This is a genomic window from Moheibacter sediminis (assembly GCF_900176425.1).
In the GTDB taxonomy this organism is placed as follows: Bacteria; Bacteroidota; Bacteroidia; order Flavobacteriales; family Weeksellaceae; genus Moheibacter; species Moheibacter sediminis.
Genome location: NZ_FWXS01000001.1, coordinates 568,370 through 588,159 on the forward strand (window position 1 = coordinate 568,370; position 19,790 = coordinate 588,159).

Here is a 19,790-nt window from a genome sequence, read left to right on the forward strand (position 1 = left end):
GTCATTCCGAGGAACGAGGAATCTCTGAGATTCTTCCTTCATCAGAATGACATTTTTTATCATTATAAAATCCACAGAAAACCTTAAATTTGTCGCCTTAGAAAGGTTATGATAGATCAGATTAAAAAATACATCGAAGAAGTTGAAAGTTTCACAGCACAAAATGCAGCTGAAGTGGAAGCATTTCGAATTAAGTTTTTAGGGAAAAAAGGAATTTTGAATGATTTATTTGTTGAATTCAAATCCGTTCCCAACGAACAAAAAAAAGAATTTGGACAAGTTGTAAACGAACTCAAAAATGCTGCGACCGAAAAGGTAAATTCACTCAACGAATCTTTTTCAGGAAAAGCTGAAACCAAATCTGAACTGGATTTGACACGTCCGGGAGAAATTACGGAATTAGGGTCGAGACACCCGATCAATATCACAAAAAACCGAATCATCGATATATTTTCCCGCATTGGATTTTCACTTTCCGACGGACCGGAAATCGAAGATGACTGGCATAATTTTACAGCATTAAATTTGCCTGAACACCATCCGGCGCGTGACATGCAGGATACTTTTTTTATAGAACAAAATCCTGACGTGGTTTTGCGCACGCATACTTCGTCGGTTCAGATTCGATATATGGAACAAAATCAACCGCCAATTCGTATTTTATCGCCTGGAAGAGTTTACCGTAACGAAGCAATTTCTGCTCGTTCACACATGATGTTCCACCAAATTGAAGGTTTGTATATTGATAAAAATGTTTCTTTTGCCGATTTGAAGCAAACTTTGAGTTATTTCACAGAAGCACTTTTCGGAAAATCAAAAATCCGTTTGCGTCCGTCTTATTTTCCTTTTACAGAACCGAGTGCAGAGGTTGATGTGTATTGGGGACTGGAAACTGAAACTGATTACCGCATGACCAAAGGAACAGGATGGTTGGAAATCATGGGTTGCGGAATGGTGGATCCGAACGTTTTGAAAAATGTAAACATCGACCCGGAAGAATATACGGGATTTGCTTTCGGAATGGGTATTGAGCGCATCGCACTTTTGCTTTACCAAATTGGAGATATCCGACTTTATACTGAAAATGACATTCGTTTTCTGGAGCAGTTTAAGGGGGAATTCTTTTAAATCACTTTGTCATTCTGAGCATTTGAGATTAAGATTTATAAAGAATAGCCGAAGAAGAATCTGAATATTTTGTTTAGATTTTAGATTTCTCCTGTCATCGAAATGATAAAAAGGTTGATATACCTTATTTCAACATCTTATAAAACATCAACTCATAATTTGGAAACAATTCCGGATGAAAAATTGCTGCCAAATCCTTCAAAACCAAATCCGGTCTGGCTGTTCCCGTTTCGAAATAATCATTGGCGCCTTTTGCTGTAATTCTCTGATTCCAATTGTAAATATTTCCGTTTTTAAAAGTAGAAAACCATTCATAATTTTTATAACTAGCCAGCAAAGTAGCTTTGTCAGGAAAATCACCAGCATTAATCCAAATATCAGCATCATTTGCCTTTTCAAAAACGGATTCAAACGATAAATTCAAAGTCCCTGTTCCATCATCGGATTTCCATAAATAATTCCCGCCCGCATCTTCTATTAATTTTGCCTGAAAACTCTTTCCACCCGGCATGTACCAAATATCACCATAGATTTGATTGGCAAAAATAGTTGGATTTTCTGCTTTTTTTTTCTCAGCCAAAGTTTTGATATCGGTATAATTTTTTTCAATTTGACGGAATAATTCATTTGCTTCTTTCTTTTTCCCGAAAAGGATTCCGAATATTTTTACATATTCAGCACGAGCCAACGGATTCAATTCTTCGTACTCATCGATATAAATGACTTTGATGTTTTCTTTTTCCAATTGCTCATGAAATTTAGCCAAAGTCGGGCTCGAAGTCGAGATGAAAATGTCAGGTTTGTTTGTGAGAATTTTCTCAAGAAAAATTTCATCGAACGAACCAATTGTGCTGATTTTATTTTTGTTAATTAATTCATGAATTTTAGGATTGAAAATAAAATCAGGCTGACTGATTCCCGTAATTTTTTCGATTAAATTCAATTCTTCCATATAAGCAATTGCAGAAGTTGGAACAACCATTACGGTTTTTAGTGGCAATTCATTTTCTTGAAAATAAATAGTTTTTCCGCCGGAATTGATTTCAATTTTTCCATCTTTTTCTTTCAGCTCAATTTTCGTAATGAATCTTAAATCATTGTCAGATTTTACATTAGATTCTTTAAAATCATTTTTACATGAAATAACGGACAAAAATAAAATTGGAATTAAATAAGATATTTTCATCTGTGCAATTTACGAATTTGGTCAAAACAGAAAAAATGTATATATTTGCAGTCCAATTTAAAGGCCTCGTGGCGCAACTGAATAGCGCATCTGATTACGGCTCAGAAGGTTACAGGTTTGAATCCTGTCGAGGTCACAACTTCTAAGAATAAATATTCAAGAAAAGATAAGAAACCCGCTATTTTAGTGGGTTTTTTCTTTTTCTCTAAGAGGGAGAGTTAGACAATATTTACCCAAATCTATTCCCCCTATATCGCCCCCTCTTGTAAAATTGATGATTTTATAGACCTTTGAAAAATTCTTCCAGACTTATTTTATGGATGTCCAAAATCTTGAGTAACGTCTTTATTGTTACGTTTTGACCCTTTTCTACTCTCCAATACTGTACTCGATTTAAATTTTTATCGAAAGCAAAAGTTTCATAGCTTGTGTAGCCACTATCCTTGCGAAGCTGTTTAATCTTCTGGGCTATCTGCTCTATTTTAAAATCTATTTGTTCGTCTGAGATTTCCATTCAGAACGAAATTCCGAACTGTACAGCATTAAATTTACCGCTTATATGATACATTTATTTTATATTCGCTTTGTAAAACTTATTAACGCATGAAAAAACTACTTTTAATTCTAGGGCTTTTGCCTCTATTCTTGGATGCCCAAATCACTACTTTTGATGACTTTTTGAGATTTGATAGTATGAATGCTAAAGACGCTGTTAAATTTTATAAAAGTAAAGGTTGGACTACTGGAATTAGTGAAGATACTCAGCTTATTGATACTAAAACAAAAGAAGTTTTAAGTAGAAACATGGAGTATTATTTTTTACCTCCCCCTGATAAATCTGGTATTGTTAGTCAAAGAATTGCGAGAAGAATAAGCTATGGTAGAGGAAATATTACTAAAACTGATATTTTATGCGACGAATACTCTACTGTATATGAGTTAGGTAAAGATGTTGTAATTAAAATTGCTGAGAGTCTAATGGAATATGGATACGAAATATTACAAAGTAATGAAAAGGATGCAGAACTCTATTCAAAAACTATAACTATCTACGATTCTAAGGGAGATGAATTTATTATTGAGTTAGAATTAAAAATGTATAAGGACTATGGTTGGTTTGTAGTCGAAAAATATGTTGAAATACCTTAACAGTAAAATAATTAGTTTAATTTATGAATAGAAATCTCAACACCGTAATTATCTCTTGTTTTTCAGCCTTAATTTTGGTTATTACGAATCCTAAAAGAGAAGATCATATTTCTCAAATGAATTTTACTTTTCAAGAATATTTAGCTTCTAATGTTGATGAAGACTGGCAAGAGATAGTTCAGTTCTTCTTAGGAAATACTATTGGGCAGAATTTAATTGGTCGTCATGTAAAAACCGATAGCTTTTTATTTTTCTCTGCTTCAAAAGCCAAAATCGATGGAAAAAATCAATACGTAAGTATCGGAATTATGGGCAATGTATTTCTATTCTTTGATAATGAAGATGTGAAATATATAATTTCTCAAATGCAAGATGAATCTAAAAATAATACAGGGGAATAAAGTCAAATACTGTCTAATATAGTCCAATAAGTCTAAAATATTAGACAATATTCCCCATTTAGAGAGGGAAATCTAATAAAATCCTATTAAAATTAAATTGCTGAATATCAGCAAAGTAAAATTATGTCCTTTTTTTAAAAGTTAATATTTTGTTAAAATATTTTCCCTATTGCTCTGAAACCCTCTGTTTTTGTTTTTGAAAAAACGAAAAAAAATGGCTTCGGGAGTTTATATAAGTAAATAAATAAAAAAAATATAGTCATGAAAAACTCTTACTCAGTAAAAGTCGTTATTAGAAATGAAGAAGAAAAACGAAAAGGAAACGGAACTTATCCGTTGTATTATCAAGTAATCGTAAATTCTAAGAAGACCAAATTTTCTTCTGGTCATTCTTTGCATTTATCAGATTGGGATTTTAAAAAGTCCTTACCTAAAGGATTGTCTAATGCTACCCTAAGAAAAAAATTAGAACAAGAAGTCAGAAAATTAGAAAACATTTTACTCGAAATTGATATTTCAGGAAAACCTATGACCAGAGAATTGATTAGAGAAAAGTATCTTGGAACAGACGATGGTAAAAATACAAGAGATTTTTATTACCATTTCGACGAATTTTGTAATAAGAAGTTTCTGGAAATTTCCAAAGGAACGAGTAACCATTACGCTTTGTTGAAGAAACAATTGAAAGAGTATAAGCCAAACCTATTACTTGAAGAAATGGATTATAAATTCTTTAAAGATTTCTTTCATTATCTGCGTACGATAAAAGGAATTGGTAAAAGCGGTATTGGCACCCGAAGAAAAACGTTGGTTTGTACATTTAATGAATTTAAAAGATTAGGTTTGGTAAAAGAGAATCATTGTCAGGAAATTGAGAGACCAAAGGAAAATAAAGTTGATGTATTTCTTACGGAGAAAGAAGTCCAAGACATCGTTGATGCTGATTTGAATATAGGAGCATATACTTATGGATTGAAACTTACCAGAGACTTATTTTTATTTAGTTGTTTTACTGGACTTCGCTTTGGGGATGTAATGAACTTAAAAAGAGAAAATATTTTTGATAACGGTTCGAAAATTATCATAATATCGCAGAAAATGAATAGAAAATTGGAGATACCAATTAATCGTGATGCGAAATTAATTCTAATGAAAAATAAGTACATGATAAAAAAAGGATTAATATTTCCACGAAGAACGAATGTTTCGGTAAATCGTGATTTAAAGATAATTGCCTCAATTGCTAAAATTCCTAAGAAGGTAACTTTTCATACTGCTCGTCATAGCTTTGGTTCTATCTTGGCGAAAAAAGGTACTCAACCCTATTTTATTATGAAACTGATGGGGCATACTGATATTAAAATGACTTCTCGTTACGTGAATTCTGATGAAGAAACTTTAAAAGAAATTATTTTTAACGTAAACTTTAAAAACTATGAAAAACCAAGAACGAATCAAAGAACTGGAGAAGGAAATAAAAAGACTGGAAAGACTAAATAAAAATTTAGTAAAAAAATATAAAGACCTTCTTTCTTCAAAAAATATAGATATCAGAAATTTAAAAAAGAGAGTGGAATTATCTGGTAGGAATCCTGAAGAGAAATTGACTATTGCAGAACTTATGGATCAATATCCTGTTAGTCGTAAAACGATTGATAGGATGAGGAAATCAAAAGGACTTTACCCTCCCATTGAATCTAATAAAAAGGGAACTGTTCATATTGTTAGAAAAGATTTTGAAGCATTATTTTATGATAGATAATATAAAAATAATAGTAACTAATTATTCAAATAAAGATAAATTAGAATGGAAGCCTTCTGATAAAGATAATTCCAATTGTCCCCATAAAACCTTTCAGGAAATTAAACTATTTAATAGTAAGTTTAAAAGGAAAAAACATTCCATGAAAATATTACATACCGCTGATGATAAAAAAGAAGAATATTCATTATCCATTAGCGGAAGTATTAGGAAATGGTACTATCAAGAGAATTCGAGAAAGGATTTGAACTATGCCGAATTTATTGATTGTATAAGTCTTCTTGCTCGTGAAATTGGTATGAGAGAAAGTGAGCTTTGGAATGCTAAAGTAACAAAAGTAGAGGTTGGCGTAACGCTTTTGGTTGATAAGAAATTCAAAGGAATAAAGGATTGTTTTGTAAGATATAGAAACGCTTCCAGATACGAGATGGGCGATGAAATAATGACCGTTTATTTCGGGTTTGAAAATTATAAACTCAAGATTTATGATAAATACTTTGAGATGAATAAGAGGAAGAATTTGGAGAGCTATCCATATAAAGAAGTAAACGAACGGCTTCATTTCCCAAGATTGGAAATTGTTGTAAATAAAGTTTCAGGAACGCCTTTCTTTAAAAGTAAGGCAAATACTTTGAGAAAAATAGAAGAAAACTGGGACGAAATTTTAAAAGAATTTAGAAAACGTTTCGGGAATATAAATTTTGTAAATGTTTTAGCCGATGAAAATAGATTGCGGGAAATAAGTTCATATTCAGATTTTAGAGATTTTTTGGCGTATGAAGGTATAAATAATTATGGATTATCGGAATGTTTGGATTGTTTAAACCATACGGGAATCTTAAACAATAACAAAACGAAGTACATGAGCGATTTAAGTAAACTTTTTGAATCATTTAGGGTAAAAGATGACCAATTGAAATCGGAGTTTTTCGAACGTTTTGAGAAAAAACTTAATAGATTATATAATAAGGGTAATATTAAATAAATAATTACCTAATTAAATACTAAGTAATAGAAAAGCTAATAAATAAATACGACCAAATTCATCAAGCGGAGAAATTTTTAAATCAAGCGAATCCTTAATTTTGATTAAGTAAAATTGGTTAAATCAAGTTTGATTTGATAGATTTAAGAACTGCTTGATTTTATAATAGGGATTTTGTAAAAGATATGGAGAGTCAAGCTAAAAGTGATTACTTTTGTTTCAAATGGCAGATTTAAGTAAAATACGTTTGTTTAGAATGGTGCATGTAGAAAATGTACCTCATATCTTGGCGAATGGATTGACTTTAGCTCATTCTGAAAAAGCGAATGATAACTATGTTCCAATAGGAAATATGAATATTATTGGTAAGCGTAGTTTAAGAAATGCTCCAAATGGCAAAACCCTAAATGAATTTATTCCTTTTTATTTTTGGTATAAAATGCCCATGCTATTAGTTATTCAGACGGGATATGATGGAGTTCCTGTTCAAAATCCTGAAAATATCGTATATTGTATAACTAATGTTGAGAGAATTATTCAGTCCCAAATTCCTTTTTTTTTTACGAACGGACATGCTCTTATTCAAATTAGCGAATTCTTTGGAAGCGATAGTGCTTATTTAATGGAAGAAATTTTAGACTTTGAAGCTATAAAAAGATTAAAGTGGGTTGATGAAAGTGATTTAGATTTGAAAAGAAGAAAGGAAGCAGAATTTTTGGTAGAAGGAGATATTCCTTCGAATGTTATCTCAGGATGGGTTGTTTATAATGAAAAAACTAAGGGAAGATTAATTGAGTTTGGTATCCCAGAAGAATTAATTGTAATTCGTGAAAATTTTTATTTTTGATTGATGATTAAGTACGTTGAAGGAAATTTATTGGAAAGCGATGCGGAAGCATTGATAAATACCGTAAACACTGTTGGGGTTATGGGTAAAGGAATTGCCCTGCAATTCAAGAACGCTTTTCCTAATAATTATAAAATTTACCGTAAAGCGTGCGATAATGAAGAATTAAGTGTTGGAAAGCTACTAATTACCACTGAAGAAAATCTTGTTTCTGGAAAAAAGATAATCATCAATTTCCCGACGAAAACCGATTGGAGAAAACCCTCAGAGTATAGCTATATTGAGGACGGGCTTGTCGAATTAAGAAAATATATAATAGAAAATAATATTAAATCTGTCGCTCTTCCACCTCTCGGTGCTGGTAACGGTGGTTTAGATTGGCAGAAGGTAAAAGAACTTATCGAAAAATATTTAGTTGATTTAAATGCCTCTATTTTGGTGTATCAACCGAACGCTAAAATAAAAGAGGTTCTCAAAAAAGAAAGAGTAAAATTAACTCCTGCTCGAGCGATGCTTTTGGCGGTTTTATATGATTTGGTAAAAAACGGAGAATTTGTATCCGAATTTTCTGCTGAAAAAATAGCTTATTTCTTACAACGTTTCGGTGCGAAAGACCTTTTTAAATTGGAATATAAACCGAATTTTTATGGACCATATTCGGGAAAGGTAAAGCATCTTTTGTATTACCTCAATGGAAGCTATATCTTGGGATATAGTTCTAAAGATAAAAAACCTTTTGAAGAAATCGGTTTGGTAATGGATACCGAAAACGAGGTTTTGGAATACTTGAAAAACTTACCCAATCAGGAATATTTAGAGATAATTGAAAAAACCAAAAACTTCTTGGAAGGCTTCTATTCTCCTTTTGGATTGGAATTACTTTCTACTATTGGATATATTTCTGAAAAAGAAAATACGAATGATTCTGATGTTATCATTGCTAAACTGAACGATTGGAGTAACCGAAAAACGGAATTGTTCTCTAATAAATTCTTTATAGATACTGCTTTGGAAAGAATCAATAATTTCTCTGATTCTTTAGAGCTCATAAAATAAAAGACTGACATTTTTAGAAAGACTGCCACGAAAGTGATTTATTTTTGTCAGGATTTAAAATGCTGTACTTGAATGATTTAACAGAAAATTTACTTTTTGTTAGGTTATGATTATGACAAAATAACCGAAAAAACTGATTGGCACTATTTTGGAAATTAAAAAAGGGCTCAAAATTTCGACGTGGAGAGCCCCTAATATGTTTAAAAAAGATAGACTTAGAAGAATCTATCCATTTTATTATTTGTTGTAAAAGTATCATCTTTTTTCTTATCTCCAAATGATTTTTGTTAGTCTTCTCAGAGAAATCCCTTCTGTAAATAGGGTGTAATAATAAATATTTGAAAATGGCAAAAAAAGTTACCTCTTCGAAGGTTGCTTCGACCGCTTCAAAAATTTTGGGAGATAATAGATATGGTACGGCAGCGAAATCTGTTGCCGGAAGTGCATTATCCCAAACTGAGAAGAAAAAGAAGTAAAAGAGTGAGAGGGCTAAAAGTTAGCCCTCTTTTTTAATTAAAATTAATTAATATGAGAAATTACGATGAACTCGTACGTGAAGTAAAATCAAGAACAAATCCTGAATCTATTTCTGAGAGAAGATTATTCGGGGAAAATTATGAACATGAATTTAAGGTTCAAGCTCCAACTTTAGTATTAGAATATATTAAAAGAGCTATGGATGGTGTTGGAGAAGATTACACCCGCAGAAGTAAGGAGGCTGGGGAAGCTGTAAAAAATCACCTTAAAGCATGTCTGTCGAATGTAGATTATGAATATCAGGGGTCTGTAATGACCAATACCCATATTAGGGGAAATAGCGATATAGATTTATTAGTAATATCAAATTTATTTCATTTCAATGATTGGAGTGGTGTTGATTCTGTACTAAATAATAGTTTAGAAAAATTGTTGTTAGAAAGTTATCAATTGACGAATCTAAGATATGCAAGAGAATCTAGTACTTCCTATCAAGGAAATTTTCTTGCGGATTTAAAAAGAAATAGAACTGAATCTGAAAATAAGTTAACTAACGAATATGACGAATGTAATATTTCCAAGCCTAAAGCAATTCGTCTAAAAAATAAAAATCTTCATAGAGAAGTAGATGTTGTTATTGCCTGTTGGTATAGAACTGTGCAAGCTATAAAAGAAAATGAAAAAAAGTTTCGAAGCATTCAAATTTATGATAAGAGTGAAAATTCGATTGGACGTGTGGAATCTCCTTTTGTTAGTATTGATCGAATAAACTCTAAGGATAATTCTGTAAATGGTAGGTTGAAAAAAATGATTCGATTTTTAAAGAATTTGAAAGTAGATTCAGGAACAAAAATTAATTTAAATAGTTTCGATATAAATGCCATCTGCTATAAAATAGATATCAATAATTATAGTGGAAAAAAATACTATGAATTGGTGCCAGTTCTTGTTGATGAATTTTATCGTTTAATATCGAACGAAAGTTACCGTAATTCTGTAAAGTCCGTAGATGGTTCTGAATATATTTTTTATGGAAAACCAGACAAGGTTAAAGCTCTTCGAGAACTTGAAGAAGAGCTAGGGAAGGTATTCGGTGATTTTCAATTAATACCTAATTTTAATTATTCATTATGAAAAAACCTCGACTGTTTATAGGTAGTTCCTCTGAAGAAATAGGAACGGCAAGAATTGTAGAAAAGTTATTAGAAAATGATTTTGAGGTCACCATTTGGAATGAGAACTTATGGGACAAATCAGTTTTTAAGTTAAATAATAATTTTTTACACGATTTGCTAAAAGCACCTTTGAAATTTGATTTTGGAATTTTAATAGGTTCGCCCGACGATAAAGTTGAGGTGCGAGGGAAAGAATATTTACAAGCCCGTGATAATATATTGTTTGAATTGGGTTTGTTTATTGGAAGATTAGGTGTTAAACGAAGTTTCTTTTTAGTCCATGAAAATGTGAAAGAATTAAGCGATTTAAGCGGAATCTTTGTATCTAAATTTAATAATAAAAACTTAATAGATAAAGTTGACGAAATTAAACGAGCTTTTTTGTCAGTCGAACTCGATACGTTTAATTTTTTTCCGTCTAACACATTAGCTTATGGGTATTTTGAGAATTTCATTAAAGCGTTGTGCGTTAAAATTGTTCAAGATGGAAAACTGAAAATTAAAGATGCGGAATATGATAAGTGTAAATTTCAAATAATTATTCCTAAAAAAATTGATGAAGATATAAACCTTCAGTTTGAAAAAATAAAAAGAGAAACTGGAGTAGAACAAGTTCAAATTGAGTGTTTAGGAAGACCGAGACCATTTCAGGTTAATAGTAAATTATTGGAGACAGGAGAATTATTGATTATAGATTTTCCTTCTACTTTGACTGGGATTAACTATGCTATTCGAGAATTACTTCCTGAAGAATATAAAACATTCGGAGATGAATATGAAAATATTCTTAATAGGGAATTAGAAAAATTCGTTTATACATTGAATGGTTTAATAAAGAAAAACTCATTTGACGATTTTATAGAAATTGTAAGAGTTTAACCCCCTCTACAGCCCCCTTTAATGAATTTGAATTTAGAAACTGTTTATTAGAGCGGAATGTAGAGAAAAGTTACGACCCTGTCGAGGTCACGAAAATCCCACAAGCAATTGCGGGATTTTTTTATGGATTTAACTTGAGAATCCTCCTCACAAAATGAGTGAATTGCTTACTTTTGCTCATTGAAATTTTTGAATTATGCATTTCGTAAACCCTGAAGAAACTTTTGACCTTGTCATTCACCGCGTTGGAAATAAATCCACCGATGAAGGAACGCATTTGTCTAAAACCCTTACTTTTTATCCGTCCGAAATGTCGGAAACTTTGTACGGATTTTTTACAAAACCTTTCAAAACGGATGAATATTTCAAATTTGCGGAGAATGACGGACTTGAAGCCAACACAGTTTACGCGGCAGTTAAAAGCATTTTCGAAGAACCTTCACAGCTTTTGCACAATTCAGTTCACCTTGCCAACCATTTGTACAATGTGAGCTTTAATCCGAAGGTGAGAGGCGGAGATTTGTTTGTGGTTTATTTTCCCGATGCGATTGTGGAAGGGGAACATGCCAAGGCAGTCGGAATTTTTAAATCCGAAACCAAAGAAAGAATTTTAAAAGCAACGCCTACTGAAAGTTCTTATGACGTAAATATCGAAGAAGGAATTTTGCTTTCAAAAATTGACAAAGCCTGCATGATTTTTAATGTAGAGGAAGATGAAGGTTTTGTGGTGGCAAATTATGACAACAGTAAAGGAGACGAAATTGGTATTTGGACAGATGATTTTTTAGGTTTGATGAAGCGTGAAGATGAATATTTTGATACGGAAAATACACTGAACCTTTGCAAAAGTTATGTATTGGATAAATTACCAGAGGATTTCGAAGTAAAAAAAGTTGACCAAGTAGATTTACTGAATAAATCTGTAAATTTTTTCAAAGAAAATGAAGAATTTAAATTAGCTGATTTTGCTGAAAAAGTTTTGGTTCAGGATGAATTGAAGCAAAGTTTTGAAGATTACAAAAAACATTACGAAGATTTATACGAAGTCGAATTAAATGACCAGTTTGAAATCTCTAAAAATGCAGTTAAAAAGCAAGCCAGATTTTTCAAAAGTATCATTAAACTCGATAAAAATTTCCACATTTACGTTCATGGTGACCGTCAGAAAATCGAGCAGGGAACGGATGATGAAGGTAAGAAATTTTACAAATTGTACTATGAAGCAGAGAATTAAAAAGGATTTTTTTCTTCAACTTTTTCATAAATATTTTCGACTTTTTTCGGTGGATTAAATCTGTATCCAACGAAAATTAATCCATACAAAGAATTGTCTGTAAATCTGTTTTCATCTGGTTTGTAATTGAATGAAGCATAATTAAGCCTTCCGCCAAACAGGAACTTATCAGAATTAAACCCAAGATAAATGCCTGTGCCGAATTCATAAGTGAAATATTTATTTTTTTCTACGGAGTTTATTTCACCTTGCTGACGGTATTTTGTAAAACGAACTCCAGCACCCGTGTAAGCATACGGCGCAACAGTAAATTTTTCTGCGATTACCCAATTGTAATAATAAGCCAAGTCTAAACTCAAATCCAATTCTCTTTCTGTTCCCGTAAAAGTCCCAAAATCGTCGGTCAAAAATGTCAAATCATAATTAACAGAAGGCACCAAACTCCCTGCGCTGTATTTCTGCCATTCACGCTGATAAAGCAAGCTTTTGAGTGAAAATTCCGGCCTGAAAACAAATGAAGTTGAACCGCCAAATGTTGTGCTTTTCAAATCTGGGAATTTTAAATAAGTATTATTTTCTTCTTGCCAATTTGCGATGAATTCACGAGTGTTTTTCAGATAAAATCCTTTTAATCTTTTGTAATGAAAAGTTTGAATGAATCTTCCAGGGAAAAATCTGAATTTCAAATCAGTAAAAGAACTTTTACCTTTTGATTGATCATCATTATTGCCTGGTAAGAAATTCGGTGTAAATGAGATAATTGCACTTATAAATTCATAATCTATGGAAAGACCCAACTTTATTTTGTTGTTCAAAGCCAATTTGTAAATGTCATTTTGATTACTAAGAACAAATTCTTCTGTTTGTGTATCCAGATTGACCTTCAGCATTATTTTTTCTTTGTAAGAAATAAATTTTATTGAATCTGAATTTTGAGCATAAACAATGGAAATTAAATTTATTTGGAGAATTAATGCAAAAATGGATTTTGAGAAGTAATTCATTTAGAATTATATTTTTTCAATTGAAAGCCTCGACATTTCTGTAAATTTAAATTATTTAATACATAAGAAATAAATTTTTTTTCTTGTCAATTATGCCTTTATTTTACAGTCATGGAAACATACTACATCAAATCTGACATAAGAAATAATATTGCAACTGTCGAATTTCATCACCCGAAAAGCAACTCTTTTCCGAGTACACAATTGCGTGAATTAATTAGAATTATAAATGAATTGGGACAAAATGACGAAGTCAAAATCATCATCTTAAAAAGTGAAGGCGACAAAGTTTTCAGTGCAGGCGCTTCGTTTGACGAATTGTTGACCATTTCTGAATTTGAAACCGGCAAGAATTTTTTCATGGGATTTGCAAATGTGATCCTAGCGATGCGAAGCTGTCCGAAATTCATCGTAGGTTGCATCACAGGAAAAGTTGTTGGCGGTGGAGTAGGGCTGGCAGCGGCTTGTGACTATGCCTTGGCAGATGTAAATGCTTCCATTCGTTTGAGTGAATTGTCCATCGGCATCGGTCCGTTTGTGATCGAACCTGCGATTACCCGCAAAATCGGAATTGCTTCTTTTTCTGAATTGACGATGAATCCGACCGAATGGAAATCGCCGGAATGGGTCAAAGAAAAAGGTTTGTATTCGCACATTTTGCCTGATGCCGCATCATGTGAAAAAGCCGTTCAGGAATTCGCTGAAAACCTTTCGGTTTATAGTCTGGAAGCGATGCGTGATTTGAAATCGATTTTCTGGCAAGGAACAGAGCATTTGCCTGAATTGATGCAGAAACGTGCCGAAATGAGCGGCCGTTTGGTGCTTTCTGATTTTACAAAAGAAACTTTGAACAAATTCAAATCGAATTAATAAATGATCAATACTATAATATTTGATTTCGGTGGCGTTTTGGTAGATTGGAATCCGCGATATGTATACCGCGACCATTTTCAAAATGATGAAAAAATGGAATGGTTCCTCGAAAATATATGCACTGATGACTGGAATATTCAACAGGATTGCGGAAGAGGTTTGGAAGAAGCAACGAATCTTTTGCTGGAACAATATCCCGAACATCAAAACGAAATTAAAATGTATTACGGAAAATGGGAAACCATGCTCAAAGAGATGATTCCTGAATCTGTGGAAATTTTGTATGAACTGAAAGGAAAATATCCGCTTTACGGGTTGACAAATTGGTCGGCGGAAACCTTTCCGATTGCGTTGAAAAGATTTGATTTCTTTCAGGCTTTTGACGGGATTTTGGTTTCAGGAGAAGAAAAATTAATCAAACCGGACCGAAAAATATTTGAATTAATGATGGAAAAATTTTATTTGAAACCTGAAAATTGCCTTTTCATCGATGACAATTTGAAAAATGTGGAAGCTTCACGAGAATTTGGAATTGAAACCATTCATTTTACCAATCCTAAAGATTTAAGAGAAAAATTGGTGGAAATAAAACTGCTTTAAATTCAATGTCAGATAATTTAATTATCCAAAGAACAAATTCAGAAAATAAAGATTTCCAAAAATTGGTTTCTGAATTAGATGCTTATTTGGCGATTCGAAACGGAGATGAAAATGATTTTTTTGTTCAATTCAACCAAATAGATTTACTGAAGCATGTTGTTCTTATTTATCAAAATGAAATTCCAGTGGGTTGTGGTGCAATCAAAGAATACTATTCCAATGTAATGGAAATCAAGCGGATGTTTGTTCCGCAAGAATTTCGTGGAAGAGGAATTGCACAATTGGTTTTGAAAGAATTGGAAAATTGGGCAAAAGAATTAGGATTCGAAAAGTGTATTTTAGAAACTGGCGAGGACATGAAAGATGCAGTTGGGTTGTATCAAAAAAGCAATTACAAAATCATTCCAAATTATGGACAATACAAAGACGTGGAAACAAGCATTTGTTTTGAGAAAATACTTTGATCTAAATAGAAATTTTGAAATAAAAAAAGACTTAAGTTAAATCTAAAGTCTTTTTCGTTTTATATTTTATTGAATTTAAACCGATTCTTTTTTGGAGAATTTAACTTTTATAAATTCTATAACAATTGGTAATAAAGAAATTACAATGATTACCATGACGATTTTAGAGAAATTATTTTGAACCCATTCAAAGCTTCCCAAAAAGTATCCGGCCAATGTGATTCCAACTACCCAAAGAATAGCTCCGATGACATTGTAAGTGATGAATGTTCCGTAATTCATTTTTCCGATTCCCGCTACGAAAGGAGCCAAAGTTCGTACAATCGGTACAAAACGTCCGATAACGATGGTTTTGCTGCCGTATTTTTCGTAGAAAGAATGCGTTTTATCGATGTGTTCCGGTTTTACGGGTTGTTTTCCAAAAAGTTTAATTCTTGTGACACGCATCCCGAATTTCTTTCCGATTGAATAATTGAGTGAGTCACCCGCGATGGCAGCGATCAGGAGTAAACCAATGACGATCCAAACGTTTAATCCGTTATCAGGATTCGCAGCCAGCATTCCCACTGCAAAAAGCAAAGAATCTCCAGGTAAAAACGGCATCACAACTACGCCGGTTTCTACGAAAATGATCAGAAATAAAATCGCATAAATCCACAATCCATAATCTTGGATAAACACGTTTAAATGCTGGTCTATGTGCAGGATGAAATCAATTAGTTCCATTAGGAAAATTTTTTCGCGAAGTTAGGGTAAATTACAAGAATATAGATAATCGAATTGCAATTTGAATGGTCAAAATATAACTTATTGGAAAAATAATTAATGCTGAAATAATCAATATAAATGTTAGATGAAAATTGCTGCCAAGTTTCAATTTTTTACTTAAAACATGATATATAACTATTAAAAATATTACGCTAAGACAACTTGATAAAGTTAATGATATTGCTAACATAAAATAATTTGTGAAATTGAATAAAACCCTGCCGGATTTAGAATCCTGACAGGGAATTTTCGGGAATGAAATTACTTCCATTCCACTTTTCGGGAAATGAACATAACAATTCCGAGGATGATGAATAATCCAATGCTTCCAGCCAGCAGAGCGTAGTTTTCCAATTGGATGATCACATATATAAATGAATAGAGAGCGGAAAGTGAGGCGGCTATGAAAACTGCAAATTTTGCTTTTTTGAGTACCGAAGATGTGTACAATGAAATCAATGCGATGACTGAAATCGCTGCGATCAAATAAGCATACAAAAAGTTACTGTGTTCAGAAATTGAAATCAGTAAAGTATAAAACATCACCAATGCCAATCCGATCAATAAATACTGAAAAGGATGAATGTTTACTTTGTTAACCGCCTGAATCAGAAAGAAAAATAAGAATGTAAATGAAATCACGAGATAGCCATATTTAGCAGAACGTTCACTTTTTTGGTACTCATCAACCGGAACCAAAAGATTTACACCAAATGAATATTCATTCAAATTAGGCAATCCACCGAAAAAGCTTTGGGAAAAAGGACGGTTGTAATAAAGGATGTCCCAGTTTGCATCAAATCCGTCTTTCGAAACTTTTTCGTCTTCATTTTTTGGGAGATATTCACCCACAAAACTCGGAGAAGTCCAGTTGGATTTCATGTTGAGTTTGGTTTCTTTTGCAATTGGAATGATGCTGAAACGCTCGCTTCCATTGAGGTCAAGTTTGAATTGGAAATCAAGAGAATTTAATTCTCTGAAATCAAAATATTCGCTCTGAAGAGAATGTAAATCTTTAGATGATTCGTTTTGCTGAACAAATTTCGGGGAAAGCGAAAGGTTTTTATTTCCGATTTTTACGGAAAGATTGTTTTTAATTCCTTTCAGGTTTGAAGTTTGAATTACAATCGAAGCCTTGTCCCATTGTACATCTTCCTCTTTGATGTCTTCAGTTTTGAAATCAGGTCTTGCCAACTTTCCATTCATGACAATTGAACCTTCATAAACCGCAGATTTATAAATACTTCGTTGAAGCGTTTTCACATCCAGATTGGTTTTTCCGTTAATTTCGTCAGGAGAAAAATAAGCGTAACTTGTTGAGTACTGCGTACTGGTTTTGACTTGTTTTGAATTGGGGTCGGTGTAATTGGAAGTCGTTCTTTTTATATAAGGAATTTTGATGAACGGACCGGAAATGATGTGTTCTTTTCCCCATTTTTCATTGATTTCAGAGATTACTTCCTGCTGCCGTTGAGCTCTCTCAGCAATCAGACTTTGAACATATACGAGAGGAATGAGCAGTATGAGAATGAGGAATCCGATGACAGCCATTTTTACCGTCAATGATTTGTTTAGCCAGTTGAAAAAGCTGTTTTGTTGGGATTGAATTTGATTTTCCATAATTTTTTTGATTTAATTAAACTGAAATTTTAGATGAATAAAAAGTGGTTAGAGAAAATACCCGCTTGCAGATGAATTAAGTTGGCATCAAGTAATTCTTTGAATTGCATATCGTGAAACCTTACCATCGATTTCCCTTTTTTTATGGATTTTAAATAATAAAAAATGAATTCCGGATAAAGTGCCGTCCCGATGCCGATCATCGCAAACATATACAAGCTGATTTTACCGTTTCCCAATAACAAATATTGCATGGCAATTTCATCTTGTATTTCCGTTCCGGTTTCGGTTATGACATGAAAGGCATCGTGGTTTTCCAATTTTGGCATAACTGAAAATCCTTTTTCATGGTAAAATTCCCCCATGGCTTTGCCTAAAGTTCCTTCGGGATAAAGCAGAAATTCCGATTTAGAAATGCCCCATACTTCTTTGTTTTGTTTGAATAGTTGTGTGTAAACGATTTGTGACCAATCGTACAGCCACAACATGAATTTTAATCTGTAATTCATTTTTATTATTTTAAAGTTCTTTGAAATTCAAAGTATAATGATAAAAAATTTTAATTTCCAGCGAATGGTGTTCCGAAAATTCCAACTGCCAATTCTACCCAGATTAACAATAAAGCACCTAAAGCAAAAACGCATAAAATAATTGTTGATTTAAAACTCTTTACATTTCTGATTATGAATTCGATAATTAAAGCCGTTCCAAAAAGTAAAATTCCCATGACGATAAAGTCGAACAAGCTCCAGTCTACTTCAGTTGTAAATTGCATCGCGATGAGCGGAATAGATAAAATCAAGGCCGCAGCTGAAATCAGCAGCATCAATCTTTTGTTTTCTTGGTTTGAATTTGTTTTCATAATTTATTGATTTTAAGTTAAAATTTTATCTAATTCAAAAATGGTAATTTCAGGTCGTACATTGAATCTTATCTGAAATGAATGCCCGATGGCGCGGTTGATGTAAAGGGTTCTTCCATCTTCCAAATCAATTTCTCCTGCCGAGTATTTTCTATTTTTTACCGGAATAATTGGAGCCGGAAGCCAAGGCAGTTTAACTTGTCCGCCGTGCGTATGTCCCGCCAAAATCCAACCTTTGTAACCGTTCCAAACATCATCGTCGCAAGCGTCGGGATTGTGGCACAAAACCAAATTCGCTTTTGCGGAATCGTATTGAATCATCACTTTTGAAGGGTTAAATTTCGGAGACCAATAATCATCAAATCCAATGAAATTCAGATTCTCAATTGAAATCTGTTCATTCCGTAAAATCCTGATTTCTTTAGCTTTCAATAAAGAAGTGATTTCATCTGCAACATTTAATTCTGACCAGTTTTTACCGTAATCATGATTTCCCAAAACGCCGACAGTTCCCAGTTTTCCTTTGATGAAATGCGGCAAAACTTCTTTTAATTGTTTGATTTGTTTTTTGGATTTATAGTGCGAAAAATCTCCGGTGTAAACCACAAAATCGGGATGGAATTTTTCTGCTTTTTTGAAAGAATCAATGATGAATTGATAATCAAATCTATCGCCGATGTGGATGTCGCTGATCTGCATTAAAGTTTTACCAATAAGGTTTTCAGGAAGATGATGAATCGGCATTTTTTTCTTGACAAATTCCAAATTGAAAGGCTCTATTTGCCATGAATACAAACCCGCCAGAAACCCTAACCCCAAGGTTCCCAAAGTTGTGTTTTTTATGAATTTTCGGCGGTTCATTATTCGTCAATTTCAATAAATCTTAATTCATTTTCTTTTATGTCAACTACATACAGAAGTTCAGTAACTTGAGTAGAGGAATCTTTATAATCGTTTGTCGATTTTATTTCTTTGACAATCTGTTTTTTATCATTTTCAGAAATTGATAAAGTGAAACTGTGATGATAATCTCCAATTGCCCAACTTGAAGAATTTTCCTCTAATTTGAAATCATCATTTAAATGAATTTTTTGTTCTTCAAGTAATTCAATAGCATCATTTTTAGAAAACAATTCATCTTCAAAAATCATAGCAATAACAGCATAAACGAAGAAACAACAAGCCAACGTACCAATTATTTTTCCTGCTTTTGGAAATCCCAATTTTTTTGGTAACCAAAAACTAAGAAAGATTATTCCAACTACAATTAATATGGGGACTAATAAAACTAAAAACACAAAAAGAAATTCATTCATAAAT

Annotated in this window: 24 protein-coding genes and 1 tRNA gene; 16 read left to right on the forward strand and 9 right to left on the reverse strand. The window is 32.6% G+C overall.

The window, feature by feature from the left end:
- Positions 1-108 precede the first annotated feature (108 nt).
- A complete protein-coding gene (pheS, locus tag B8977_RS02610) occupies positions 109-1,128 on the forward strand; it encodes a phenylalanine--tRNA ligase subunit alpha (RefSeq protein WP_084015847.1) in 1,020 nt (339 codons plus the stop codon).
- A 124-nt stretch (positions 1,129-1,252) separates the two neighbouring features.
- Here the strand turns inward: pheS and B8977_RS02615 are convergent, their stop codons facing one another.
- Positions 1,253-2,314 carry an ABC transporter substrate-binding protein gene (locus tag B8977_RS02615; protein ID WP_084015849.1) on the reverse strand — a complete coding sequence of 354 codons (1,062 nt, stop codon included), beginning with the start codon at positions 2,312-2,314 and terminating at the stop codon, positions 1,253-1,255.
- A gap of 62 nt (positions 2,315-2,376) precedes the next feature.
- Between B8977_RS02615 and B8977_RS02620 the strand changes: the two genes are divergently transcribed.
- A tRNA-Arg gene (locus B8977_RS02620) sits at positions 2,377-2,450 on the forward strand.
- 144 nt (positions 2,451-2,594) lie between these two features.
- On the opposite strand, the gene B8977_RS02625 is transcribed toward B8977_RS02620, so the two are convergent.
- On the reverse strand, positions 2,595-2,828 hold the full coding sequence (locus B8977_RS02625; protein ID WP_084015851.1) for a helix-turn-helix domain-containing protein: 234 nt from the start codon (positions 2,826-2,828) through the stop codon (positions 2,595-2,597).
- Between the two features lie 89 nt (positions 2,829-2,917).
- Between B8977_RS02625 and B8977_RS02630 the strand changes: the two genes are divergently transcribed.
- The 11 genes from B8977_RS02630 to B8977_RS02675 all read left to right on the forward strand — a co-directional run bounded on the left by B8977_RS02630 (position 2,918) and on the right by B8977_RS02675 (position 12,279).
- A complete protein-coding gene (locus tag B8977_RS02630; protein WP_084015853.1) occupies positions 2,918-3,463 on the forward strand; it encodes a hypothetical protein in 546 nt (181 codons plus the stop codon).
- Positions 3,464-3,486: 23 nt separating this feature from the next.
- The gene (locus tag B8977_RS02635) at positions 3,487-3,864 is read left to right on the forward strand and encodes a hypothetical protein (RefSeq protein ID WP_084015855.1); all 378 of its coding nucleotides are present in this window, start codon (positions 3,487-3,489) and stop codon (positions 3,862-3,864) included.
- A 261-nt stretch (positions 3,865-4,125) separates the two neighbouring features.
- Entirely contained in the window at positions 4,126-5,364 is a 1,239-nt protein-coding gene (locus B8977_RS02640; RefSeq protein ID WP_084015857.1) for a site-specific integrase, read from the forward strand.
- On the forward strand, positions 5,300-5,626 hold the full coding sequence (locus B8977_RS02645) for a hypothetical protein (protein WP_084015859.1): 327 nt from the start codon (positions 5,300-5,302) through the stop codon (positions 5,624-5,626). The genes B8977_RS02640 and B8977_RS02645 overlap by 65 nt, the downstream gene beginning before the upstream one ends.
- Positions 5,616-6,611: a hypothetical protein gene (locus B8977_RS02650; RefSeq protein WP_084015861.1), complete on the forward strand. Its 996-nt coding sequence runs from the start codon at positions 5,616-5,618 to the stop codon at positions 6,609-6,611. Before B8977_RS02645 ends, B8977_RS02650 begins: the two co-directional genes overlap by 11 nt.
- A gap of 223 nt (positions 6,612-6,834) precedes the next feature.
- Positions 6,835-7,458 (forward strand): type II toxin-antitoxin system toxin DNA ADP-ribosyl transferase DarT, encoded by a 624-nt coding sequence (gene darT, locus B8977_RS02655; RefSeq protein WP_084015863.1) that lies wholly within the window; start codon positions 6,835-6,837, stop codon positions 7,456-7,458.
- A 3-nt stretch (positions 7,459-7,461) separates the two neighbouring features.
- Positions 7,462-8,514 (forward strand): type II toxin-antitoxin system antitoxin DNA ADP-ribosyl glycohydrolase DarG, encoded by a 1,053-nt coding sequence (darG, locus tag B8977_RS02660; protein ID WP_084015865.1) that lies wholly within the window; start codon positions 7,462-7,464, stop codon positions 8,512-8,514.
- A gap of 344 nt (positions 8,515-8,858) precedes the next feature.
- Positions 8,859-8,990: a hypothetical protein gene (locus tag B8977_RS15240; protein ID WP_262494071.1), complete on the forward strand. Its 132-nt coding sequence runs from the start codon at positions 8,859-8,861 to the stop codon at positions 8,988-8,990.
- Positions 8,991-9,042: 52 nt separating this feature from the next.
- Positions 9,043-10,125 carry a nucleotidyltransferase-like protein gene (locus tag B8977_RS02665; RefSeq protein WP_245828400.1) on the forward strand — a complete coding sequence of 361 codons (1,083 nt, stop codon included), beginning with the start codon at positions 9,043-9,045 and terminating at the stop codon, positions 10,123-10,125.
- Positions 10,122-11,045 carry a CBASS system CD-NTase-associated NAD(+) hydrolase Cap12 gene (gene cap12, locus B8977_RS02670; RefSeq protein ID WP_084015867.1) on the forward strand — a complete coding sequence of 308 codons (924 nt, stop codon included), beginning with the start codon at positions 10,122-10,124 and terminating at the stop codon, positions 11,043-11,045. Before B8977_RS02665 ends, cap12 begins: the two co-directional genes overlap by 4 nt.
- A 196-nt stretch (positions 11,046-11,241) precedes the next feature.
- Entirely contained in the window at positions 11,242-12,279 is a 1,038-nt protein-coding gene (locus B8977_RS02675) for a nucleoid-associated protein (protein ID WP_084015869.1), read from the forward strand.
- On the opposite strand, the gene B8977_RS02680 is transcribed toward B8977_RS02675, so the two are convergent.
- Positions 12,276-13,283, reverse strand: coding sequence for a DUF4421 family protein (locus B8977_RS02680; RefSeq protein WP_084015871.1), 1,008 nt, complete (start codon positions 13,281-13,283; stop codon positions 12,276-12,278). The genes B8977_RS02675 and B8977_RS02680 overlap by 4 nt on opposite strands.
- A 111-nt stretch (positions 13,284-13,394) precedes the next feature.
- Between B8977_RS02680 and B8977_RS02685 the strand changes: the two genes are divergently transcribed.
- From B8977_RS02685 to B8977_RS02695, 3 genes are read left to right on the forward strand one after another with little or no spacing between them, the layout of a single operon-like run.
- On the forward strand, positions 13,395-14,153 hold the full coding sequence (locus B8977_RS02685) for an enoyl-CoA hydratase/isomerase family protein (protein WP_084015872.1): 759 nt from the start codon (positions 13,395-13,397) through the stop codon (positions 14,151-14,153).
- A gap of 3 nt (positions 14,154-14,156) precedes the next feature.
- Positions 14,157-14,756, forward strand: coding sequence for an HAD family hydrolase (locus tag B8977_RS02690; protein ID WP_084015873.1), 600 nt, complete (start codon positions 14,157-14,159; stop codon positions 14,754-14,756).
- Between the two features lie 5 nt (positions 14,757-14,761).
- Positions 14,762-15,220: a GNAT family N-acetyltransferase gene (locus B8977_RS02695; RefSeq protein WP_084015874.1), complete on the forward strand. Its 459-nt coding sequence runs from the start codon at positions 14,762-14,764 to the stop codon at positions 15,218-15,220.
- Positions 15,221-15,295: 75 nt separating this feature from the next.
- Here the strand turns inward: B8977_RS02695 and B8977_RS02700 are convergent, their stop codons facing one another.
- The 6 genes from B8977_RS02700 to B8977_RS02725 form a co-directional block, all read right to left on the reverse strand.
- Entirely contained in the window at positions 15,296-15,946 is a 651-nt protein-coding gene (locus B8977_RS02700) for a DedA family protein (protein WP_084015875.1), read from the reverse strand.
- A gap of 303 nt (positions 15,947-16,249) precedes the next feature.
- Positions 16,250-17,608 carry a cell envelope integrity protein CreD gene (gene creD / locus B8977_RS02705; RefSeq protein ID WP_084015877.1) on the reverse strand — a complete coding sequence of 453 codons (1,359 nt, stop codon included), beginning with the start codon at positions 17,606-17,608 and terminating at the stop codon, positions 16,250-16,252.
- Positions 17,609-17,637: 29 nt separating this feature from the next.
- Positions 17,638-18,117 carry a hypothetical protein gene (locus B8977_RS02710; protein WP_084015879.1) on the reverse strand — a complete coding sequence of 160 codons (480 nt, stop codon included), beginning with the start codon at positions 18,115-18,117 and terminating at the stop codon, positions 17,638-17,640.
- Positions 18,118-18,167: 50 nt separating this feature from the next.
- Positions 18,168-18,470 carry a hypothetical protein gene (locus B8977_RS02715; RefSeq protein WP_084015881.1) on the reverse strand — a complete coding sequence of 101 codons (303 nt, stop codon included), beginning with the start codon at positions 18,468-18,470 and terminating at the stop codon, positions 18,168-18,170.
- Positions 18,471-18,482: 12 nt separating this feature from the next.
- Positions 18,483-19,331 (reverse strand): metallophosphoesterase, encoded by an 849-nt coding sequence (locus B8977_RS02720; RefSeq protein ID WP_084015883.1) that lies wholly within the window; start codon positions 19,329-19,331, stop codon positions 18,483-18,485.
- On the reverse strand, positions 19,331-19,786 hold the full coding sequence (locus B8977_RS02725; RefSeq protein ID WP_084015885.1) for a hypothetical protein: 456 nt from the start codon (positions 19,784-19,786) through the stop codon (positions 19,331-19,333). The genes B8977_RS02720 and B8977_RS02725 overlap by 1 nt, the downstream gene beginning before the upstream one ends.
- Positions 19,787-19,790: the final 4 nt, after the last annotated feature.